This is a genomic window from Marisediminitalea aggregata, from assembly GCF_900129565.1.
In the GTDB taxonomy this organism is placed as follows: domain Bacteria; phylum Pseudomonadota; class Gammaproteobacteria; order Enterobacterales; family Alteromonadaceae; genus Alteromonas; species Alteromonas aggregata.
This window is the reverse complement of sequence record NZ_FQWD01000004.1, coordinates 543,670-566,406: the sequence shown is the minus strand read 5'-3', so window position 1 is coordinate 566,406 and position 22,737 is coordinate 543,670. Positions and strand designations below refer to the sequence as shown.

The window sequence follows — 22,737 nt, the reverse complement described above, 5'->3', positions numbered from 1 at the left end:
GGTGGCCGTGGCGGGGCACAGCGGCTAAATAGGGTAATGACCTGGCTGGGTTTCCAGCGTAATCCAACGTAACTCCGTGAACTGATCAATACCTGCTTTGCCACCAAATCGTCCGTAACCTGATGCGCCTACGCCGCCAAATGGCATTTGTGCCTCGTCGTGCACAGTCGGGCCATTAATGTGGCAAATCCCCGACTTGATTCGCTTAGCCAGGGTAAGTCCCTTGGCACTGTCGCGGGTAAAAATGGCAGCGCTCAGGCCATATTCACTGTCGTTTGCTATGCGTACAGCGTCTTCAGTGTCTTGCGCGCGTATCACAGCAACAATGGGCCCAAAGCTTTCCTCCCGGTATATTTTCATTGCCGGTGTTACTCTGTCGAGCACGGTGGCTTGCATTAATACGCTGTCACTTTTACCACCAGATACCAGACGTGCGCCTTTGCTCACTGCATCGTCGATGAGGCTGTTCACCTTGGACACGGTGCGCTCGTCTACCACGGCGCCCAAGGGCGCTTTTCCTTCCCGGGGATCGCCGGTGGGCATAGTGTTGACCTTGGCCTGAAGTTTTTCCACAAAAGCGTCGGCAACGGTTTCGTTAACGATCAACCGTTCTGTAGACATACAAATTTGGCCCTGATTCATAAATGCGCCAAACGCAGCAGCTTTTACTGCTTCGTCGAGGTCTGCGTCGTCGAGCACCAGTAGTGGGGCTTTACCCCCAAGCTCCAGCAAGACGGGTTTTAAGTGCTCGGCAGCCCGTTTGGCAATAATGCGACCGACTGCGGTTGAACCGGTAAAATTGATGCGTTTTACTGCGGGGTGATCAATAAGTGCACCCACTACATCGGCTGCGTCTGCGCTAGCGTTGGTAACAATATTAACAGTGCCATCGGGGAAGCCAGCTTCAGCACAAGCTTCGATAATGAGGCTATGTGTGCGAGGACATAATTCAGACGCTTTTAAAATGACCGCGTTGCCACATGCCAGCGCTGTGGATATGGCCCTGACACCCAGAATAATAGGTGCATTCCAGGGCGCAATGCCCAATATCACACTTACGGGTTCCCTTACTGCCATAGCAAGACAGCCGGGTTTGTCAGAAGGGATAGTCTCGCCGCCAATTTGAGTGGTAAGGGCGGCGGCTTCTCTGAGCATAGACGCAGCCAGCGTTAAATTAAACATTGCCCAACCAGCCGTGGCGCCGACTTCGTTCATCATCGCATCAACAAACGCGTCTTTTTTCGCTTCGAGTGCTGCCGCAGCTTTTGACAGTACAGCCCTGCGTGTATTCGGACCGGTTTGAGACCAGGCTTCAAACCCGGATTGCGCAGTATTGGCAATCGTTGCCATATCGCCGGGTTGCATGGCAATTGACGTACTGGCACATTCACCCGTGAGCGGATTTATTCTTTCAAACTTCATCTTTTCCCCTGTATGTCGTCCTATGCGGCGACAGTCGTTACCCATCATTGCAATACTCCGCGCCGAGGTTTCCAGCACAATTGAATAATGCAAGCAGGGTTAGGCAGCGTGCCGACCGGACCGTCTGTCAGGTCAGCACCCCCTGAAAAAGAGCGCCATCTTTTACTTCTTCATGAGCATTGAGCTGGCACTCGGATCACGACCTTAAGTGACTTTGTCGCTCCTTTCCAATTACAAATAGTAACCAGCTCATTACTTTTGATTTACATTTAGTGCAATGATTAATGAATATTACTCATGATTCTTTGCGGAATAATTCAATAGTGCTTATTCAAGGGGTTGCTATAGTGGTAGTTAGCCATTTTTATTGAAGCTGCCAGGAGTGCACACATGCCACGATATACGTTATCTGTGAATCAAATTTCCCATCAGGTGGATGTCGATGCTGACACCCCGTTATTGTGGGTGTTGCGCGATGAATTGGGACTGGTCGGCACCAAGTTCGGTTGCGGCGTAGCCATGTGCGGTGCTTGTACTGTGCATGTGAATGGCAGTGCAATGCGATCCTGTCAACTGCCTGTCTCGGCAGTAGGAGAGAATGCAATTACGACCATTGAGGGATTATCGGAAAACGGTGAACACCCGGTGCAAAAAGCCTGGTTGGAGCACGACGTTGCACAATGCGGTTACTGTCAGTCCGGTCAGATCATGTCGGCCGCGGCCTTACTTGCACAAAACCCTAACCCTGATGACAAGGCTATCGAGGCCAGTATGAGCGGGAATATCTGCCGCTGCGCGACCTACTATCGAATTAAAGCTGCCATCAAGTCTGCGTCAATTGACGTGGTAAACGTATAGGGAGCTACATCATGAAAACACCACATTCGACGCAAACGTTGCCGACTTCACTGGGTCGCCGACGCTTCTTGCAAGCGACTGCCGCAACCGGTGGTGGCTTGATGATCAATTTTTCCTGGCTTGGCGCAGCGCTGGCTGCACGCAGTGACGCAGATTCTCTCCCAGACAAACTGTTTAGCCTGAATGCATACATTCACATCGCCAGCAGTGGCACCATTACCGCAATGGTGCCAAATCCGGAGTTTGGTCAAAATCTGATGACCTCAATGCCAATGATCCTCGCAGAAGAACTCGATGCGGACTGGCAATCTGTCGTTGCGGAGCAGGCACCCTATGACCCGGCGTTATATGAACGGCAATTCTCGGGTGGCAGCCAGTCAATTCGGCGCGCATGGAGCGGGTTGCGTATGGCAGGCGCAGCAGCGCGGCATATGTTAATGCAAGCTGCAGCAGGCAGTTGGAATGTGCCAATGGCATCGCTAACGACGCATCAGGGAATAGTAAAGCATGCGGCATCGGGCAAACAGGCGACGTACGGAGAATTGGCATCATTGGCGGCTACCTTGCCGGTACCTGAAAATGTAGCGGTAAAATCGGTCGATGATTTTAGTTTGATTGGGTCTGCGAAAAAGAATCTGGTAGGGCGGGAGATCGTAACCGGCAAACCTTTGTTTGGTATGGATACGCAAGTTGATGGCATGTTGATTGCCATGATCGTACATGCTCCAGCTTTCGGGCAAACCCTGGTCAGTGCTGATACAGATGCGATCAAAGCTATGCCGGGGATTCGCGATGCGTTTGTCTTTGATGCGCTCGAGCCCGACTACACGAAGAATTACTTTGATGTGACCGCGTTTCCCACCATGGTGGCCATTGTGGGCGACTCCACCTGGCAGGTGATGAAGGCCAAAAAAGCCCTCAATGCAAAATGGAAAACGTTTGATGGCTATGAAGAAACCATTGACCGATTTGGTTCGCCAGCAGTGATAAAAGTACCAGGCGGACTGGAAAATACCTCAGACCACAAGCAAGCCATGGCCGATGTATTAAGCGGTAAACGTGAAGGACTGCGTGAATTGCGCCGCGATGGCGATCCGGAAGCCGCATTCGCTAACGCAGCGCGCGTTGTCGAAAGTACTTACTACGCGCCCTATCTTGCGCATAACACCATGGAGCCGATGAACTTTTTTGCCGATGCAACCGGTGAGGTCGTTAATGTCTCCGGGCCGTTGCAAGGGCCGATTTTTATTCGCCAGACACTGGCAGAGCGTTTAAACATCTCACCGGACAACATTAACATAGACATGAAGCGAATGGGTGGTGGATTTGGTCGCCGGGCGTATTCTCATTATCTGGTTGAAGCCGCGGTGATTTCGAAAAAAGTAAACAAACCGGTAAAGCTTATTTACACCCGCGAAGACGACATGACCATGGGGATATACCGGCCGACCTACTCGGTAAAATTGCGAGCCGCGTTGAATGAGCAAAACGAACTCACTGCTTATCAGGTTAGCGGGGTGGGCGTGCCTGAGCACTGTGTACATGAGCACCGTTTTCCGGCTGGCGCAATAGACAATTACCTTGCAGAGGGTGCCGAGATCGACTCCAACATTACGGTCGGGGCTTTCCGTGCACCGCGCTCCAATTTTATGGCGATGGCTGAACAGGCGTTTTTAGACGAAGTAGCAGAAGCAATGGGTCAGGACCCGATTGATTTACGCTTATCGTTGTTGAAGCGGGCGCAACAAAACCCGGTAGGTAGCAATAACGATTACGACGCAGCACGTTATGCAGGGGTACTGCAACAAGTGCGTGAAACGTCGGGTTGGGACAACTTGCCGGCGACCAGCAAAAAAGGCGTGGCCGCGTATTATTGTCATAACTCCTATGCTGCGCATGTAGTCACACTGGACGCCGAGGATCAACGCAATCCGAAGATTGATAATGTGTTTAGTGTGCTTGATTGCGGCATTGTTGTGAACACCGAAGGGGCGGTCAATATGGTGGAAGGGGCTGTCATTGATGGTATTGGCAATGCCATGTATGGCGAAATGACCTTTACCGATGGCAAACCCGACAAACAGAACTTCGACAGATACCGGATGATTCGCATGAACGAGATCCCCAAAAACATCAGTGTGAGTTTTGTTCAAAGTGATACCGAACCAACCGGCCTCGGCGAGCCGCCATTCCCGCCTATTTTTCCTGCGCTGGCTAACGCGCTTTATCAGGGTACGGGTAAGAGATTGTATGAGCAGCCATTTGCCCCGCAAATCGCAAAAGGCTAGCGTAAAGAAAGTTTGTGCCCAGAGGCAGCTTGTTCAATGCACCCAACGCATCGTCTCGCTGTCTCTCTTCCTCTACGTGAATAGCAGCATGTATGGGGTGTTTCTGATAAGGTAGTCGTCAAATAATAAGATCATGACCCATGAAAACCCGTTTAAACGATTTAATTGCCTTTATCGCTGTTGCAGAAGAAGAAAGCTTTACCCGGGCGGCCGCCCGATTGTCGGTATCCCAGTCGGCACTGAGTCATACCATCAAGGGCATGGAGTCACGCCTCGGTTTGCGCTTGTTGACCCGTACTACGCGCAGTGTGTCGTTAACCGAAGTTGGTCGTAAGCTCTACAGTTCGGTTGCGCCCCGGCTACAGGATATTGAAAACGAGCTCGATTCGTTAAACGCGTTAAAGGACAGTCCGTCTGGCACTATCCGCATCTCTACCGCAGAGCACGCTGCCCGCAATGTGTTGTGGCCAAAAATACTGACGTTCATGCAGGATTACCCGGACATTCACATCGAAATGTCGGTGGACTATGCGCTTACCGATATTGTGGCCGACAAATTTGATGCCGGCGTCAGGCTCGGTGAGAGCCTTGAAAAAGACATGATTGCCGTGAGTATATCCCCGCCGCTGCGAATGGCTGTGGTTGGCTCCCCTGCGTATTTTGAAAAATATGGGATCCCGGAAAGTCCACGTGATCTGTCGGAACACCGCTGCATTAATTTGCGGTTACCCACCTATGGGCGTTTACTGGTATGGGACTTTGAAAAAGACGGGCGCGAAGTGAACGTGCGCGTTGAGGGACAGCTTACCGTCAACAAGTCATTCTTCATTCGGGACGCCGCATTGAAAGGCGTAGGGCTGGCTTATTTACCTCAGGATATGGTGAAAGACGCTGTTGCCGATGGCCGGTTAGTCCGCGTACTGGAACCCTGGTGTGATGAATTTCCGGGATACTATTTGTATTATCCGAATCGCAGCCAGTACTCACCGGCTTTTTCGTTATTTGTCGAAGCCATGCGCCATCAGGATTAATGGCTACGTCGATATCATGACAAATGTCATATCAAAGTAGTGACACTTGCTAGTTATCCTCACAATCCGCTCCCGGCATACTGATTCTCATAGTAGGGAGAATCAATATGCAAACACATCAACAGCCACTGGTTAGTCTTCGCCAGCTGTCTAAACAGTTTGGTAAAGAAACGGCATTAGACGCCATCGATCTGTATATACAGCCGAACGAAGTCGTTGCGCTATTAGGCGAAAACGGCGCGGGTAAAACGACCACCATAAGCACGCTGCTCGGTCAGCTAACGCCCGATAAAGGTGAAGTTACGGTGCTTGGTTACCCGGCCGGACATTGGGCTGCCAAACAGCAAATGGGCGTGATGCTGCAAAGCGCCGCCTTGCCGGACAACGTGACCGTGATTGAACAGCTGCGGTTATTTGCCAGTTATTATCCGCACAGCCAGCCTTTGGCGTACGTGCTGAAAACGGCGCTACTCACCGACCTGGTAAAACGCAAAGTGCAAACCTTATCGGGTGGGCAAAAACAACGCTTGTTGTTCGCCATGGCGATTATTGGCAACCCGCGACTGGTTATTCTGGACGAACCCACGGTGGGGCTTGATGCGACGGCTCGTCGCGAGTTTTGGTCCTGCATACGCGCGCTGGCTGCCAATGGCACGTCGGTGCTGCTGACTACTCATTATCTCGAAGAGGCCGATGCGTTGTCTGATCGCATTGTTGTATTGGCAAAGGGGCGAGTAGTAGCCGAAGGCGTGCCGGAAGCGATTAAAGCGAAGTTGGGTGGTAAGCGAATTCGTTTTCGCAGTAACGGCAGCGTTGAAGCCATTGAGCAAGCGATTCCCGGATGCGCAGCTCAATGCCGCGGTGACTATATCGAGCTGCATTCCCTAACCCCCGAAGCACACCTGAAGACGTTATTCGACGCCGGCATTGTGTTGCAGGACCTCACCGTAGTCGGCATTTCGCTGGAAGATGCCTTTTTACACCTAACCCAACCCACTCAGGAATACGCAGTACCTGCAAAGGAGATGTCAGCATGAGTCAATTTCAACCTATTCCCTTATCGTTGTCGAAGCGTTGGCAGATCCTGATGCTGGAGACCCAAACCGAGCTACTGAAGACCTTTCGTAGTCCCGCTTTTGTGATCCCGAGTCTGGCGTTCCCGGTGATGTTTTACGTGTTCTTCGGCCTGTTGTTTAATGCCATAGGCGGAAACCCGGGCAATGCCGCCAAATACATGATGGCGACCTATGCTGTATTCGGTGCAATAGGACCAGCGTTGTTTTCCTTTGGCGCTGATGTGGCGACCGACAAAGACAAAGGGATCCTGAGTTTAAAATTAGTCAGCCCGATGCCCGTCAGCAGCTATTTTGCTGCCCGGATTGCTACTGCCATGTTGTTCGCTTTGCTGATTATTCTGAGTTTATTTGCACTGGGCGCAGTGTTTGGTGATGTGGTGATGACACGAAGTCAGTGGGTACTTACACTGGTTGTGGTGCTTGCTGGTACATTACCTTTTTGTGCAATTGGCTTGTTCATCGGGTTGTCAGTATCGGCGAAAGCAGCGCCTGCTGTGGTGAATGTTATCTATTTGCCCATGGCTTTTTTGTCGGGGTTGTGGGTTCCCATTCACTTGTTTCCTAATTCCATGGAAATGCTGGCAAATGCGTTTCCTGCTTACCACCTTGCACAACTGGCGTTGTTAGTTCAGGGTAATCATGCAGGTTCGCCATGGTATCTGCATGCCGGTGCGTTGTTGGCATTTACCCTGGTGTTTTTGGTGTTGTCAGTAAGACAGTTTAAACGTGTCGATAATCGTGGTTAAGTAAGGAGAGCAACATGCGATTTTCATTTATTGTCATAGCAGGTATCGCGCTGGTAGGGATTTTTCTGAGCGTGTTACCAACCCCTGAAGTGTCTCCGGTACCAACGGACAACGATGCCCGGCTGGCAAGCTGGCCAGCGTCGGAGCGCTACCAAATCGTCAACGTCACTGTGTTTGATGGTCAGCAGTGGCATGAACATGCCAGCCTGAGCATTGAGGATGGTCGTATTGCAGAGCCATTCGAAAGAACTAATACGTCTGATATCGAACAAATTGACGGACAAGGTGCTTATATCATCCCGGGATTAATCGATGCACATACTCATAGCTGGGGCAATGCCCTGAAACAATCCCTTGAGTACGGTGTTACCACCACACTGGATATGTTTACTGACCTGCGTTTTTTTACGCCTAAAAGCGCTGAGCGCAATGCGCTGTCGCCCCGCCAGGAAGCGGATTTGTTTTCATCGGGTGTGCTGGTAACCAGTGCGGGCGGCCACGGCACAGAATATGGCATAGAGATCCCGACTATTGCGTCTGCTGACGATGCAGATGCCTTCGTTGCAGCCAGACTGGCAGAGGGCAGTGACTATATCAAAATCGTGTATGACGCGTCAGCCAGTGATGCTGGTCACAAAGGGCGTTTTACGTCCATTGATTACGCTACGTTAAATGCGGTAGTCAAATCGGCACACGCCCATAATGTACTGGCTGTCGTGCACGTGATGGATCTGCTATCGGCTGAGCATGCCGCTAAAGCCGGCGCCGACGGACTGGTGCATACCTTTGGCGGCACGCGTGCCAGCGACGAACTGATTGCACAAATGACCTCGCAAAATATGTTCGTGATACCGACCTTGTCGATTCTAGCTTCCATTGCTGGCGAGGGGCGAGGACGCGCATTGGTGAGTGATTCTGCATTCAGCGGAAACATCAGCGCCGATGTTGAATATGCCATTGTCCATGACATTGCGTCGAGCCGGATATCAGATGACTACTTCGCTATTGCGCTGGGCAATACGCGCCGCATGCATGAAGCCGGTATTCAGATTATGGCTGGCACGGATGCGCCGAATCAGGGAACCGCGCATGGAATCAGCCTGCACGATGAACTGGCGCTATTGGTCGACAGCGGGTTGTCGCCCACCGACGCCTTAAAGGCGGCCACGTATTTACCTTATTCTCGTTTTGCTATAGGTGAGCGGGGTACACTGCAACCGGGCGCCCGAGCCGATTTTATTCTGCTGGAACGCGATCCACGTGAAGATATTCGACATACCCAATCCATTCGCGCCATTGTGAAAAGCGGGTTTAGGGTGCCGTCCATATTCGAAACGGAAGTTGAAACTGGTGAAACCCCGGAATCGGGTTTGGTGAGTCAGTTTGAGAGTGATCTTTTACCGCAATTAGGCAATCAGTTTGTCGTATCCACTGACAACATTATGCAGGGAGACTCAACCGCTGCCATCACTCATGTGGAGGCAGGATGCGGCGGCAGTGGTGCTTTGCGGGTGGAAGGCCGAATTGGCCGGCAATTTCCGTACCCTTGGGCTGGCACATTTTTGATGTTCGGGGAATCCGTAAGTAGCGGCTACAATCTAAGTAATTTCAAGCGTATAGTGTTCGATGTGAAAGGCACACCTGGTCAGTTTCGTCTGATGGTGATGAACCCGCAAACGGCGCGTCCCAGTGAAGTGAGCTTTAACGTCACCAGTGAATGCCAAAGCGTGTCTATCGCACTCGCCGATATCGGCGGCGTTGACTGGCGCAATGTTGCAGGCATCGGCTGGGTGGCCGGCGGTTCAACGCCTGAGTTTGCCTTTGAACTCGACAATATCGAATTTGAGTAACCATGATTAAATCGTTAAGCCGCGTGGCAACCGCTCTGCATCGTAAGTTATTGCCCGCTGACAGTGAGGTAGGGGTTATGCCCTACCTGTGGCTGGTGTATCTGGGGATGTTCTTCGTCCACTTTTTCTTTTATGACCCGCCAGCCTGGCATATAGGGCTTACGCTATTTGGGGTTATGGCTTTTCTTGCCTGTTATTTTCGGGCTTATTGGGTGACCGGGCATCAAGCCCTGAAATACATTGCCGGTATTTGTGTGATTGGTTCGCTAATGACCCTGGTGAATCCGGGCGCTGGCGTGTTTTTTGTGTATGCTAGTGCTTTTGCCTCCCATGTAGGGCCGCCAAAGCAGAGCATTACTACCATAGGCGCCGTGTTGGTGTACATCGTGCTGCTGGCCTGGCTACGGGATTTACCTTCGTATTTCTATGCACCAGCGCTGATATTCTCTGTCATGATAGGTGGCGTGAATGTTTTCCAGCGCGAGATGGCTAAGAAGAATGCAGAGCTAAAGCTGACCCAGGAAGAAGTGAAGCGCCTGGCGACCACCGCTGAGCGGGAGCGTATCGCCCGGGACCTGCACGACCTGGTTGGCCACACGTTTTCAATGCTCACTATGAAAGCACAACTGGCGCAAAAACTGTTTGATCACGACATTGACAAAGCCCGGCAGGAAATCGCCGAGCTGGAGCAAATAAGTCGCAGTGCGCTGTCTGACGTAAGGGAAGCGGTTACCGGGTACCGGCAAAAGGATCTGGTTTCGGAATTGGCCAATGCCAAAACCCTGCTTAATTCAGTGGACGTGGCATTTCACTATACCGTACAGGACCGCACACTGCCTGCCCATGTAGACAGTGCACTTGCGTTTATTGTGCGGGAAGCCGTTACCAATCTGGTAAAATATGCCAATGCCAACCGCTGTCAGATTACCCTTAAAGTGGAAGGTAACCAGTTGACGTTGGCCATTAAAGACAATGGAAACAGTAAACAAGCGCCAGAGGGCAACGGCTTAAAAGGGATGCGAGAGCGCGTGTCACAGCTCAGCGGTGACATTTGTTTCGACTGTAAAGATGGATTTAATATTACTGTGAAGGTGCCATTATGACGACGGCGACAACCATACTAATTGCAGAAGACCAGGGCATGCTGTTAGGGGCACTGTCTGCACTGCTGGATTTAGAGCCCGACATGCAGGTGGTAGGTAAAGCTAGTAATGGCAAGGAGGCCCTGGCGATGGCTGAAGCACTGACGCCCGATATCGTGATAACCGATATTGAAATGCCGGAAATGACAGGGCTCGAACTGGCCCAGTGTATTCAACAGCGCCAACTAACCAGTAAGGTCATTATCCTGACGACCTTTGCCCGCTCAGGGTATTTGCGTCGGGCCATGGATTACGGCGTTAAAGGGTACCTGTTAAAAGACGCGCCCAGCGATGATTTAGCCAATGCCATTCGGCGGGTGATGCAAGGGCGAAAAATTATCGCACCGGAACTGATAGTGGATGCCTGGGAAGAAGCCGACCCGCTAAGCGACAAAGAACGCAAGGCGTTGAAGTTAGCCGCAGACGGTAAACAAACCGAGCAAATTGCCAGTGAAATGCACCTTTCTCCGGGGACCGTTCGAAATTATCTCTCCAGCGCGTCCAGTAAGTTGAATGCCTCAAACCGCATTGAAGCCGCACGTATTGCCAGACAAAAGGGCTGGCTGTAAGCGGCTTTTGGAAAACCAGCGGAATTAAACAACAGTAAATGCTTTACCCCGCCGCTATTTAGCGTTACAACATGCGCAATCTACCTTTTACATTGGTGCCGTCATGGACACGCTGGTTGCGGAAATTAAACAACAGTTTCAGTTGTTTCAGGACGCGGTTGTAAGCCCGACGTTTATTTATCAGGCCGGAGCAATCCTGCTAATCTATTTGTTTGCCTGGTTAATTTCAGCCAAAGTCAGAAAACAATTTACCCTCACGCGGGAAAAGCCGAAGGAAGGCGCGCACTCGCTGCAGGTTCTGGGGTATCGCGCAGGTGGGACATTCTTCCCGATATTCACCATTACCCTGTTAAAGCTCACATCCGTGTTGGGTAAGCAGTATCAGCTTGATGCCTGGCTGTTGGAAATCGCTGTCGTTATCGCGGTGATGATCTTCCTCAATTCCTTTATTCGTGCGTTTGTTAGCAGTACCGGTATCGCTAATTTTTTGCGCTGGGTCGGGCTGCCGATTGTCTTTCTACATTTGATAAACGTGTTGCCAAACGTTATCCATGCACTGGAGTCGATTTCCTTCAATGTAGGTAACGTCGACATTTCTGCCTATGGCATCGCACGCGTGTTGGTTTTCGGCGTACTGCTGTTTTGGCTGGGCAGGGCGTCCAACTCCATTGGTAAAGACATTATTCGCAACCACAAAGAGTTTGATGTATCGACCAAAGAAGTGTTTGCCAAACTCTTCGAAGTGGCCATGTTCTGCGTGATTTTCCTTTTGTTGCTGAACATCATGGGTATCAATCTGACGGCGTTGGCGGTATTCGGTGGTGCGCTGGGTGTCGGCCTTGGTCTTGGTTTGCAAACAATCGCCTCAAACTTTATTTCAGGCATCATTATTTTACTCGACCGTTCGCTGACCGTGGGAGACTTTGTTGAGCTGGATGATGGCAGCAAAGGCTTCGTGCGCGAATTTAAAATGCGTTATGCCGTGCTGGAAACCTATGATGGCAAAGACATCCTGGTGCCCAACGAGAAGTTCATTAATTCACTGCTAATCAACTGGACGCACAAAGACCCGAAGCAGCGCTATCGCATCGATTTCTCCGTGGCTTACAAAACGGACATCCGTGCCATGGTGGAAATTGTGAAAGAAGCCGTGTCTGAACATCCTCAGGTGATCAGTGGCGATGATATTCCGTTTGAAGAACGCCCGGACTGCGAAATTGACAGTTTCGGAGACTCTGGTGTGAACATGTTTGTCGAGTTCTGGATGGAAGGCGTCGATGACGGTAAAAACCGCGTCGGTGGCGACTTACTGCTCATTGTGTTTGAAACGCTGCGAGAACACGACATTGAAATCCCGTTCCCACAACGCGAAGTACGTGTCATAAACGACGAGGCGATTAAACTGAGTAATACAACGCCAAAGTAAAGTGTCATGTCTACGATTGCGGCGGATGAGGCGACTTCATCCGCCGCCTGACCTGCATGGCGTGCCAGGCCGCAGGGACAATAACCAGTACCGAAATGGCGGCCAATACCCACTGATAGACATAACCAAATTCAGTTAAATGTGTAAGGGCAACGGCCTGCTCATCGTTCACATAGCGAGCAACTGCAACGGGCCCTACCGCGGCCTCTTTGGCCAGTGAAAATCCACCGCTGAAGGCGCTTTCCCACCCTGTTGCGGACAAGGACGCATAGGCTTTGTAGCCTAGTGCCGAGGCGCCGAAGGCGAGTAGCCCTATTGCAATGGTGCCGGTGCTAATGATACCAAATCCCACGGCGCCAACCGTAATTACACCCATTGCAACAATGCCGACACTTATTGGAGCTACCGCTACGCCGCCCCAGGCAAAGAGTAATCCATACGCCTGGCTACCTCCGGCAATCCAGCCGTAGGCCGGTGTGTCGGTATGTTCAGGCATGCCAAACTGAAAATGTACCAGTGGCACGCCGAACAGCTGTAGCCTGCTGATGTATTCCCGCCGCTTCGAGCCGGGTTGGTCGGCGTTATGCCTGAATGCCTCGGGGTTAAAAATGCGTTCGTGGGCACGCAGGGTGCGCATCGCATAGAGCATGCGTTGAGTAAGCCAAACAAAACTACAGGCGATAACCAGTATCAGAAGTTGTGCGCCATAGGTAATAGGTGTGATCAGGCTCGGATTATTAACGGCTATCGCTTTTAAACCGAACATAGCAGCTATATACACAAAGGTGACTACAAAGAACAATACGACAGATTTAATGGTGAGCCGGCGCTCTTGTTGGGTACGGGATTTATCCAGGCCGGCGCGCAAGCCAAAGAAAGAGCTAATAAAACCTGAAAAGACGGCTAACACCGTAAGCAGTGTCGCGAGTTTGAAAGCACTGCCAAGTTTGGCTGTCCCGGTACCAATTGCTGCCGCTTTCGCAGGAGGCGAAATACCGCTGATGAGGGTCATGACTGATACGGTAAACGCGGCCCCCGGCTTACTGTGCTTCAACCCTTCCTCAACCACATGGCTCATGGCTTGTTTCAGCAGGTTTCTGCCCCGTGACAGACGCTGTTTAACGGTATCGGTGGTCAGTTCCAGTTCAACCGCGACGCGTTCTACCGATTGTTGTTCACGGTAGAAAAGAATCAATGGCTCGCGATAAGTTTCATCCATGCTATTTAACACCTGCCACATAAGGGCGTGCTGTTGGCGGGACATAGCCTGTGCTTCAGGCTCTTCGTTTTCTGCCGGGTGGCCTGCGAGCAGCTCAGGGTCGTCGACAGTCTGCTCTTTGGTAGGTTGCTGACGTCTGAAGCGACTTATTTTGAATCGCACAATACCGCATAACCAGGATTTGAGCTTTTCCGGATTGTGCAGAGTATCGAGCTTTTTCCAGGCCTCTACAAACGTTTCCTGAGCGACGTCTTCACTGTGTTTAATATCACCCAGCGCAGAATAGGCAATCGTGCAAAGCAGGGTCTGATACCGCTTTACAATCTGGCAAAACGCTTCTCTGTTGCCGCCCAATGCAAGCATTACCAGGTAGGCATCCTGTTCGTTATCGAATGACGTTCGCTGTGAAAACATATTTAACACTCTGGCTGTTTTTTTATAGGTGCCAACTCAGCAACAAAAGGTGACAGAAAAAAATAAAAAAATTTTCTGTCACCTAATTTCGTGTTGCAGGCACTTATAGGTACCTACCCACAACAGCGTGGTGCTTGTTGCGGGATCTACCTTAAACCGGAGAGAAAGAAATGAAAACAAATAGCAATAATCAAAAAATGATGTTGATGGCTGGCTTAGTCGCGTTATCCAGCAGTGTGTTTTCGCTGAGTGCCGATGCCACTGCGATGATTGATGATTTTACCGCCCCGGCAAATACGCACTTCGGCCAGCCGCGCCAGTATTTGAACGATTCTATGGCAGGCGGCGCAACACAAGACACGCACTCAGTGAAAAACGGTATTTTGCAGGTTACCGGTACTATTACCCCGCCACGGGGGCAGCCCGGTTGGTCGAGCACGGTATTGCCACTGGCCGCATTAGGGCAGGCAAAGGATGTTAGTGAGTTTGAAGGCATTAAATTACGCGTGCGTATTAGCCAGGGAAATATCAATCTGTCTGCCAACAGTCTGGATATCACCAATTTTGATTTTCACGCGTCACCGGTTGTGGTGAAAACAGACGGAAAATTCCATGAAGTTAAGATCCCGTTCAAGGAAATGAAACGCGCGTGGTCAGCACAAACACCACTGAATACCACCAACTTAACCAGCCTGAGTATAGTGGCATACAGCCTTCAGCCCGCCGCATTTGACTACGAAATTGACGCGGTGAGTTTTTATTAAGAGTAGATATCCTGAAGGAGCCAGCCATGAATACGAGTCCATCAACCCGACTACACTATTTGGATGCCACCCGCGCGTTTGCCCTGCTACTGGGGATTGTGTTTCACGCCAGCTTGTCGTTTATGCCGGTATTCATAGGCTGGGCGGTGATGGATGTATCAACCAGCTATATCGCGGGGGGATTTGCACTCATCAGCCACACCTTTCGAATGGCCTTATTCTTTCTGATTGCCGGCTTTTTCAGCGCTATGGTACTGCACAAAACCCGCACCCGTGATTTCCTGCAATCCAGAGCTGTGCGGTTAGGCGTGCCGTTTATTGTTGGGTGGTTCTTGCTCCGCCCATTGCTGGTTAGCGGCTGGATTGCGGGCGGGCAAAGCATGCGCGGGGATGTGGACATATATGCGTCCCTCTCACAAGGGGTTGCTACCCTTGCCAACCTGCCGAATGAGCTATTTGTAGGCACGCACTTATGGTTTTTGTATTACCTGATACTTTTCACTCTAAGCGCAATTGCGTTGCGGTCTTGTGTGCTCAGGTGTCCCGGGCTTCACGAGGCTATGTTGGTACTGGGAAATAAACTGGTGCGTTTTCTGGCTGGCGCGAAAAGTGCGCCGTTACTTCTGGCTGTTCCCACAGCTTGTTGCTTGTGGTGGATGAACCATTGGGGCATCGACACGCCAGACAAATCCCTTGTGCCTCTGTGGCCAGTGTTTTGTTTATATTTCGGGTGTTTCCTGATTGGCTGGGCCTTTCTGCATAACCTCGAACGGTTTCAGGTATACAGCCGCCTTTCGCTCTTCAATGGCGTATTTGCGTTGATCAGTATTTCCGTATTGATTGCACTTACGCCCTATGAATCACAGCCAGGATACGAGTGTTACTTGTGGGTTAAAGCCTTATTTTGCCTCGCCTATGGCATAACAATGTGGACCTTAATTCCCCTCGCGCTAGGGCTGTGTAAAAAGTTATTTAGCAGCCCTAAAGCCTGGATAAGCTATTTGTCTAATGCGTCTTACTGGCTTTATTTAATTCATTTGCCGTTGGTGGTTGCCCTGCAAATAGCGGTTGCTGAATTGTCGTTTCACTGGGTTATTAAGTGGGTCATAGTGTGTGCAAGTACACTGGGTATCGGACTTATACTATACGAATCTCTGGTGAAGCATTCCTGGGTGGGAAGGATACTAAACGGCTGGCAGAAACCAGAAAAAGTATACGTGGCAAAATTAAGTAATTGATTAATAAAAATCAATAAAGGCAAAGCTATTGGTAAATACGCAACCTAGACAGTTAGATTGTAAGAATGGTTGTTAAGGCGTATGAAATTACATTGTGTTCCAGCAATTAAGCCAGTGTTGATATTGCTTGTGAGTATGTTCTTTTGCTCATACTCATTTGCAGAGCAGCAGGCCGAAGAAAAAAGTCGTGTGTTTGTACTTACTGATATTGAGGCTGATCCTGATGATGCTCAGACGCTGGTAAGATTTTTACTGTATTCAAATCATTTTGATGTTGAAGGGTTGGTCGCGACGACATCGGTACACCAGAAGGGGATGGTTGCACCTGAAACCATTCTCCAAATTATAGACGCTTACGGCAAAGTACATAGTAATCTGTTATTGCATGAACCTGGTTTTCCGACAGCTGATTTCTTGCGCAGCATTGTGCGGGCGGGGTTGCCAGTATATGGCATGAAGGGCGTCGGAGAAGATAAGGAGTCAGAAGGTGCCCGGTTGCTGATTAAAGCAATTGAAAAAGATGATCCCAGGCCGCTTTGGGTGAGTGTGTGGGGAGGCCCTAATACACTTGCTCAGGCGCTTTATATTCTAAAAAAGCAAAAATCTCCCGATCAGCTAGCCCAATTGATTAGTAAACTGCGTGTATACACCATTTCCGATCAGGATGACTCTGCTGCATGGATAAGAAAAACATTTCCTGACTTGTTTTATATCGTTAGTCCAGGCGGTTATGGCGCCGCTACCTGGCTTGGTATAAACATGGTTGTCGATGGAACAGACAATACAACTATCAGCAACACCTGGATTGCGAACAATATACAGCAAAATCATGGACCTCTGGGGCAACAATACCCTGATGTTGCCTATGGCATGGAGGGTGATACACCTGCTTGGTTAAATTTAATTAGTAATGGCCTAAACGTGCCAGAACAACCTGATGTTGGAGGGTGGGGCGGCCGCTACGAGCTCTACATACCCGATGTAAACACCACTGACCCGAATGGCTTTACCGGCGGTGTTCCCATTGAGCAGGAAACCCGCCCAATATGGACAAATGCCACAGACACATTCTTTCTGCTTAAGCGAAATGAATTTGGTCGCACGGTAACCATCAGTGACCAGCGTTTTTCCGGTTATCGGGAGACATTGTGGAGATGGCGCAACGATTTTCAGAATGATTTTGCAGCTCGGATGGATTGGACTTTGTTTGATTACGCACATGCGAATCATCCTCCCCAGCCGTCACTGCGTCACGAGCAGCAACTAACAGTCAAAAGTGGCAGTTATTTTTCACTGGATGCCCGAGACTCGAAGGACCCCGACGGAGACAGTCTCGAATATTATTGGTTTAACTATGCAGAAGCCGGTACGTTATCAGCGTCGCCTGTTGCTATTCAAAGCGCAGAAAATATGGCGCGGGTAGCTATTGTTGCGCCTGAAGTCACGAAACCGGAAACGCTGCATTTTATATTGCGGGTAACTGATAGAGGCACTCCTGCACTGACTCGTTATAAACGCGTTTTAGTAAGGGTTGTGCCAAATTAACAAACGACTGGCGGTTGGTCTAGCGCCAGTATAATCGCATTGCTTTTACAAAGGGGTAATACAGTTGTCGCGTGATTATCCAGGGGAGCTTATACCACTTTTGGCCTTTCTCTTCCGGGAAGTCGGGGTCGTTGATACCGGTTTTTGGGTACACAAAATCAGACGGCGAATGCGTGCCGAACAACCGGTCCCACACACACAAGGTGACACCATAATTCATGTCGAAATACTCGATTTCTGACGAGTGATGTACACGATGCGATTGTGGGGTCACAAAAATATACCGCAACGGCCCAAGGTTTGTTCTTATGTTGCTATGGGTTAATGCGTCGTGCAAACGAGAAATAATCAGATAGCTGAGTACAATGCCTAGTGTTTCTTCAAATAAAAGCGCGGGCAGAAAAATAATAAATTCCGCGAACAAATAGTCCATGGGGTGCACGCGAAATAACGTAAATGGGTTCATCTGACTTTGCGAATGGTGTACCTCGTGAAATACCCATAATACTCGCACCTTGTGACGCAGCATGTGGCTGAACCAGCCCACCAGTTCAACCGCGAGGTAACCAAGTACAATCTCAAGCCAGGCGGGCACATTGCTGAAAACGCCGACTTTTAAACTGCTGGTCCAGGGCATAAGAACCTGGTTCAATGCCGCAATGGCGATGAGTACAAAGCCGGTTACCATGAAGCCATGAATGAATACCCATACCATATCCACCAAAATACCTATATTAAATGGCTTTTGTGAACGAATAGCCGGAAACAAAGCCTGAATGCAAAGCAAAGCCGGAATGCCCAGATAGAGCTGAGGATCAGCACCAAAAGGCACAATGACATCGTGATGGATATGCCAATAAATCTGCTTAATTCCGTACCAGGGAATGTTACTGGCTTGAGCAAGTTGATAATAGTGATTAACAACCACACCAATACTGGCCAGTGATGCCAAAATCAAAAAAAGCAGAATGATGCCATTGGCCAGTTTTGACTCGAAGGCCCAGATTTTTCTGCTGCCGTCGGCGGTATTATTTTCCGGATAAGCGTTTTGCATGGTCAAGTAATTGCTTCTGAATAAAGGTGGCCTGGCGAACATCTTGCTGTGATGTCGCGAGCGCCTGTAGTTTTAGGTTACGGTAAACGTCAGAGTTGTTAAACAGGTTTTCCAGTTGTGTTGTCCATTCGGTAATCGGGGCCTCAATGTCAATAATTATGCCGCCATCACCCACGGTTTCAGGTAACGCCCCCTGGTTTGATGCCACTACCGGAATACCGGCAATTAATGCCTCGGCGGCGGTTCTGCCGTAAGCTTCTGCCACAACACAGGGCATAAGCAAACAATGAGCCTGTTTGAAGACTGTTCGCATATCTTCTACGTGCGCCTGGCGTGTTACATTGGGTAATTGCTTGAGCGCCTGTTCGATCTCCACAACCTCGGGGTCGTGTTGAGTATTGGCCCAGCCGCCTACTATCAAAAAGCGACGGTGAGGCAATTGACGCGCAGCTTCTACAATCAACTTTCCGCCCTTTTTAGGGTGAGGGTTGATCACTAGAATAGCGTCGCCAGTGTCACTCACCTGAAATTTTTGTGGTGGCAAAATAGGGCGAATCACGTCAATGTGCGCCTCGCTTATCTGTTGGAATTGTTTTTTTATAAAGGTCGACTCGCAGGCAAACGCAAACTTGTGATCAGCGGGTAATGTTCCAAATAAAGGAGAAATTTCCCGGCTGTGAATGTAAAACAAAGTGGGGTAATTCAGCGCGATGAGTTTTTGCAGCAGGTCGTCGCACATAGACACATGGCAAACAACAAAATCGGGCTTGAGCTTGTCGAATAAGGAACCTAACGCATTAGGATGCCAGAAGTCCGTATAAACCTGATGGCGTTTAACCGTGTGGATTGTTGAGAATGGCCCTTTGAGTTTTCGGCTCAGGCGGCTAGTTAGTTTGCCTCGAAATGTCTGAGGGCATTTGGCTGCAACAGCGCCGCTGTATCCTTGCTCAATGAAAAACTCGAGGGTTTCCATTGCGCAGATTTCAAGTCCACCGGTGAGCTCAGGTAAATAGCCTCGTGGGACAATGGAAAGAATACGTCCTTGCATCTTAATACTTCCTGCTTTAAGTGCAGGAAGCTTAACATTATGTGACGCTATGTTGTACTGTTAATCACCAACTGGCGGCGCCTGAGCCCCGGAGAGAGAACTGCGTATACCCCCAACCGGTATACGCAATCCCAATCAACTGGTTGAATCCAGTACTATCCCGTCAACATAATTTCTGGGATACAACGACTCTACAATAAACTGTGGTACAAACCCTTTCGAAGAAGCCACCACCACTTTGCTGTTAATGTCGACCATTCTGACGTTTAAGATCACGCCTCTGTCGTTGTAGGTCATCGTGCCCGACAAAATATACTTAATGTGCGGATTACGGGCTAATTCACCCAGTTTACGGCTGAATACAAAATCGCCGCTATCCCCAACGTGAATGACACCTGTGGTTTTAAAGTCGACCACCGGGACACCAAATTCCTGCAGTTCGGTGATGAAGCTTTCAGCCAACTGGTTGCCCAGGATATTCGTTCTCCCCAAAGAACTATCCAGGTCAACAAACGATGCTACCGCCACCGGCGTATTCACCGTAACGTAGCGCATGTTCTCAACCAGTTTCATGGTGATCTGTTCAGCATAGTCACCCAGTAATTTATGGGTGTACACCGGCCTGTAGGTGTGCACCGGCGGCTGCCAGCCATTGATTTGCATTGGTCTGCTTTGCATTTGATGAGCCTGTTGCAAGGTATCATCTACGTGCACATATTGCGGGGAGTGATGCCGGTTTTGCGGTGGCTTTTGCGTACCGTAATGGCTCGGGTGGTTGCAATACTGGGTTTGTTGCTGCGGCACAACCTGTTGATGATGTGAATGCTCGTTATACACATCACGGTGGTGAGGGCTGCTGCATGCACTAAGCGCCGCTAAGGCTACCCCCGCTAAAATACCATGTTTTACTCTCATACTACCTCCATTTATCCTCTTGGGTAGTTATCATATTTTTCAATGGGTTAAGCTATAGGGATTGTTCCTAACTTGGCTAAGAAAAATTCTTACTGCATTTCGCCGGGCGGCTTCTCTGCAGTGTTGTGAAAGACAATACAGATTTAACCGTGAGGAAAGCGTAAGATAGCGGCAAATTGGTTTTACAAAAAAAGACACATCATGACTAAGCATCTTGTTTTAACCGGCGCCTCTTCTGGAATTGGTCGGGAACTGGCTGTACTGGCTGAAAAAGCCGGCTTTCGCTTGAGCATTTGTGGCAGAAATGTGCAAAAACTCGCCACTACCGTCGAGCAGCTCGACAACCAGGCCGACACATTCAATCAGGCATTTTGCATGACTGATGAAAGCGCCGTTGCAGCCTTTTTTAAAGGTGCGGTGCAGGCCAATGGACCGGTCGACGTGTTAATAAACTGTGCAGGTCTGAACAATGTGCGTCTGCCTGCAGATGCCACCCCGATTGAACAACTGGATTGGTTGATGCGGATAAACTGTTACGCACCTATCGAGTGTATGAAAGCCGTGATTCCGGGCATGAAGCAATGTGGAGGCGGTACCATTGTCAACGTGCTCTCAACGGTTTGTTTATTCTCCAACCCCGGAATCGCGGCGTACACGGCGAGCAAAGCTGCTCTGGATGCCTATACAAAAGTTATGCGCAAAGAGTTGGCTGCCGAACATATCAAACTGTTGTCAGTGTATCCGGGGGGCGTTGATACGGATTTCCGGGAAGCGTCCCGCCCCGAGTACTTAACGGCCAAAGACGTCGCAGATGCGGTCATGACAATGCTAAACACCGGACCTAGCGCACATATCCACGAATTGGTAATTCGACCTGAGAGCGAGCGGAACTTTTAAGTTTTTACATACGCAGCTTTGGAATTGTGCTTTATAGACTGACTACGATGTTTATCCCCATGAGTTGATGTACAATACAGAACATTCTATTTTTATGGTTTGACGAGCCGCGATGAGCAGGCTCATTTACCCAACATGAAAGGACATGCCTCATGCCATTACTAGACAGTTTCCGTGTTGATCACACTCGTATGCATGCACCTGCAGTGCGTATTGCAAAGAAAATGAATACGCCGAAAGGCGATCCTATTACCGTTTACGATTTGCGTTTTTGTATCCCTAATCAGGAAGCGCTGTCAGAAAAAGGCATCCATACCCTGGAGCATTTATTTGCTGGCTTTATGCGCGATCACCTGAATGCTGACGACGTAGAAATTATCGATATTTCGCCCATGGGCTGCCGCACCGGCTTTTACATGAGCCTGATCGGTACGCCGGATGAAGAGCGCGTAGCCAAGGCCTGGTTAGCGGCCATGAATGACGTGCTGAAAGTACAAACCGAATCAGATATTCCTGAGTTAAACGAGTATCAGTGCGGTACTTACAAGATGCATTCATTAAAAGAAGCGCAGGAAATCGCGCAAGATGTACTGAACCGCAAAGTTGCCATTAACAGCAATGACGAGCTGTATTTGAGCGACGAGTTTTTAGAGCAATAACCACAATTCACTGCGCAGTCTGTTCAGGCTGCGCAGTGAAATTTTCCTCTCAGAAAGCACTTCACTAAAACGGCATAACAATAGCAATACCAATGGCAACGGACGTGTCACCATTCATAACATCGAAATCCACAGTGGGTTCGATTTCAAATGGCTCTACATGATACTCATACGCTGCCGACAAGCGGTAAAAGGTGTCGTTTCGGGCGTGATGACCGCCAATCCTTTCCTGACCAAACCCCAGGCCAAGTTTGATGTGCGTGTTTGGGTGGTAAAATAGCTGCAGCGCCAATAAGTCGGCCCCAGCTCCGTCGTGATAGTCACTGATGTGTTCGTAGGCCAGACCGACGCCGGTAGACGAAGATGTACGATATTCATATTCCAGTCCAACGGTGGTGAAGAAAGTATTTTTATTGTGTGTAGTCCCGACAAACACGCCCGGGTAGTGATGATAAGCGTCGTTAGCAAACACCGGCAATACGTAGATCGCACAAATAAAACACAGCAACAATTTCTTCTGCATAATGCACTCGCTATGAAACTCGCCCATACTTTACACATAGCCTATGCTCGGGT

General features: G+C 49.8%; 20 protein-coding genes. 14 read left to right on the top strand and 6 right to left on the bottom strand.

Annotated elements, in window-relative coordinates:
* Positions 1 to 24 precede the first annotated feature (24 nt).
* Complete coding sequence (locus BUB81_RS14025) at positions 25 to 1,422, bottom strand: aldehyde dehydrogenase (RefSeq protein ID WP_073323781.1); 1,398 nt, start codon at positions 1,420 to 1,422, stop codon at positions 25 to 27.
* A 390-nt stretch (positions 1,423 to 1,812) separates the two neighbouring features.
* Here BUB81_RS14025 and BUB81_RS14020 point away from each other — a divergent pair, with 390 nt between their 5' ends.
* The 9 genes from BUB81_RS14020 (at position 1,813) to BUB81_RS13980 (ending at position 12,408) form a co-directional block, all read left to right on the top strand.
* Positions 1,813 to 2,280 (top strand): (2Fe-2S)-binding protein, encoded by a 468-nt coding sequence (locus tag BUB81_RS14020; protein WP_073323779.1) that lies wholly within the window; start codon positions 1,813 to 1,815, stop codon positions 2,278 to 2,280.
* Between the two features lie 11 nt (positions 2,281 to 2,291).
* A complete protein-coding gene (locus tag BUB81_RS14015; RefSeq protein ID WP_073323777.1) occupies positions 2,292 to 4,568 on the top strand; it encodes a xanthine dehydrogenase family protein molybdopterin-binding subunit in 2,277 nt (758 codons plus the stop codon).
* 140 nt (positions 4,569 to 4,708) lie between these two features.
* Entirely contained in the window at positions 4,709 to 5,599 is an 891-nt protein-coding gene (locus BUB81_RS14010) for a LysR family transcriptional regulator (RefSeq protein WP_073323775.1), read from the top strand.
* Between the two features lie 107 nt (positions 5,600 to 5,706).
* Positions 5,707 to 6,636 (top strand): ABC transporter ATP-binding protein, encoded by a 930-nt coding sequence (locus BUB81_RS14005; protein ID WP_073323773.1) that lies wholly within the window; start codon positions 5,707 to 5,709, stop codon positions 6,634 to 6,636.
* Positions 6,633 to 7,421 carry an ABC transporter permease gene (locus tag BUB81_RS14000; RefSeq protein WP_245819215.1) on the top strand — a complete coding sequence of 263 codons (789 nt, stop codon included), beginning with the start codon at positions 6,633 to 6,635 and terminating at the stop codon, positions 7,419 to 7,421. The genes BUB81_RS14005 and BUB81_RS14000 overlap by 4 nt, the downstream gene beginning before the upstream one ends.
* A gap of 14 nt (positions 7,422 to 7,435) precedes the next feature.
* Entirely contained in the window at positions 7,436 to 9,271 is a 1,836-nt protein-coding gene (locus BUB81_RS13995; protein ID WP_073323771.1) for an amidohydrolase family protein, read from the top strand.
* A 2-nt stretch (positions 9,272 to 9,273) separates the two neighbouring features.
* Entirely contained in the window at positions 9,274 to 10,374 is a 1,101-nt protein-coding gene (locus BUB81_RS13990) for a sensor histidine kinase (RefSeq protein ID WP_073323769.1), read from the top strand.
* On the top strand, positions 10,371 to 10,982 hold the full coding sequence (locus BUB81_RS13985) for a response regulator transcription factor (RefSeq protein ID WP_073323767.1): 612 nt from the start codon (positions 10,371 to 10,373) through the stop codon (positions 10,980 to 10,982). The genes BUB81_RS13990 and BUB81_RS13985 overlap by 4 nt, the downstream gene beginning before the upstream one ends.
* Before the next feature lie 103 nt (positions 10,983 to 11,085).
* Positions 11,086 to 12,408, top strand: coding sequence for a mechanosensitive ion channel family protein (locus BUB81_RS13980; RefSeq protein WP_073323765.1), 1,323 nt, complete (start codon positions 11,086 to 11,088; stop codon positions 12,406 to 12,408).
* Between the two features lie 10 nt (positions 12,409 to 12,418).
* On the opposite strand, the gene BUB81_RS13975 is transcribed toward BUB81_RS13980, so the two are convergent.
* The gene (locus BUB81_RS13975; protein ID WP_073323763.1) at positions 12,419 to 14,041 is read right to left on the bottom strand and encodes an RNA polymerase sigma factor; all 1,623 of its coding nucleotides are present in this window, start codon (positions 14,039 to 14,041) and stop codon (positions 12,419 to 12,421) included.
* A gap of 170 nt (positions 14,042 to 14,211) precedes the next feature.
* On the opposite strand from BUB81_RS13975, the gene BUB81_RS13970 reads away from it, so the two are divergent.
* The 3 genes from BUB81_RS13970 to BUB81_RS13960 all read left to right on the top strand — a co-directional run bounded on the left by BUB81_RS13970 (position 14,212) and on the right by BUB81_RS13960 (position 17,588).
* Positions 14,212 to 14,805 (top strand): CIA30 family protein, encoded by a 594-nt coding sequence (locus BUB81_RS13970; protein WP_217653467.1) that lies wholly within the window; start codon positions 14,212 to 14,214, stop codon positions 14,803 to 14,805.
* Positions 14,806 to 14,831: 26 nt separating this feature from the next.
* Positions 14,832 to 16,043 carry an acyltransferase family protein gene (locus BUB81_RS13965; RefSeq protein WP_073323761.1) on the top strand — a complete coding sequence of 404 codons (1,212 nt, stop codon included), beginning with the start codon at positions 14,832 to 14,834 and terminating at the stop codon, positions 16,041 to 16,043.
* A gap of 114 nt (positions 16,044 to 16,157) precedes the next feature.
* A complete protein-coding gene (locus tag BUB81_RS13960; RefSeq protein ID WP_217653466.1) occupies positions 16,158 to 17,588 on the top strand; it encodes a DUF1593 domain-containing protein in 1,431 nt (476 codons plus the stop codon).
* Between the two features lie 19 nt (positions 17,589 to 17,607).
* On the opposite strand, the gene BUB81_RS13955 is transcribed toward BUB81_RS13960, so the two are convergent.
* The 3 genes from BUB81_RS13955 to BUB81_RS13945 form a co-directional block, all read right to left on the bottom strand.
* On the bottom strand, positions 17,608 to 18,642 hold the full coding sequence (locus BUB81_RS13955; protein WP_073323759.1) for a sterol desaturase family protein: 1,035 nt from the start codon (positions 18,640 to 18,642) through the stop codon (positions 17,608 to 17,610).
* A complete protein-coding gene (locus tag BUB81_RS13950) occupies positions 18,617 to 19,690 on the bottom strand; it encodes a glycosyltransferase (protein WP_073323757.1) in 1,074 nt (357 codons plus the stop codon). The genes BUB81_RS13955 and BUB81_RS13950 overlap by 26 nt, the downstream gene beginning before the upstream one ends.
* A gap of 135 nt (positions 19,691 to 19,825) precedes the next feature.
* Positions 19,826 to 20,605 carry a FlgO family outer membrane protein gene (locus tag BUB81_RS13945; protein ID WP_073323755.1) on the bottom strand — a complete coding sequence of 260 codons (780 nt, stop codon included), beginning with the start codon at positions 20,603 to 20,605 and terminating at the stop codon, positions 19,826 to 19,828.
* Positions 20,606 to 20,806: 201 nt separating this feature from the next.
* Here BUB81_RS13945 and BUB81_RS13940 point away from each other — a divergent pair, with 201 nt between their 5' ends.
* Both BUB81_RS13940 and luxS read left to right on the top strand, forming a co-directional pair.
* On the top strand, positions 20,807 to 21,502 hold the full coding sequence (locus BUB81_RS13940; RefSeq protein ID WP_073323753.1) for an SDR family oxidoreductase: 696 nt from the start codon (positions 20,807 to 20,809) through the stop codon (positions 21,500 to 21,502).
* Positions 21,503 to 21,654: 152 nt separating this feature from the next.
* On the top strand, positions 21,655 to 22,161 hold the full coding sequence (luxS, locus tag BUB81_RS13935) for an S-ribosylhomocysteine lyase (protein ID WP_073323751.1): 507 nt from the start codon (positions 21,655 to 21,657) through the stop codon (positions 22,159 to 22,161).
* A 64-nt stretch (positions 22,162 to 22,225) separates the two neighbouring features.
* Here the strand turns inward: luxS and BUB81_RS13930 are convergent, their stop codons facing one another.
* A complete protein-coding gene (locus BUB81_RS13930; protein WP_073323749.1) occupies positions 22,226 to 22,684 on the bottom strand; it encodes a hypothetical protein in 459 nt (152 codons plus the stop codon).
* Between the last annotated feature and the right edge of the window lie 53 nt (positions 22,685 to 22,737).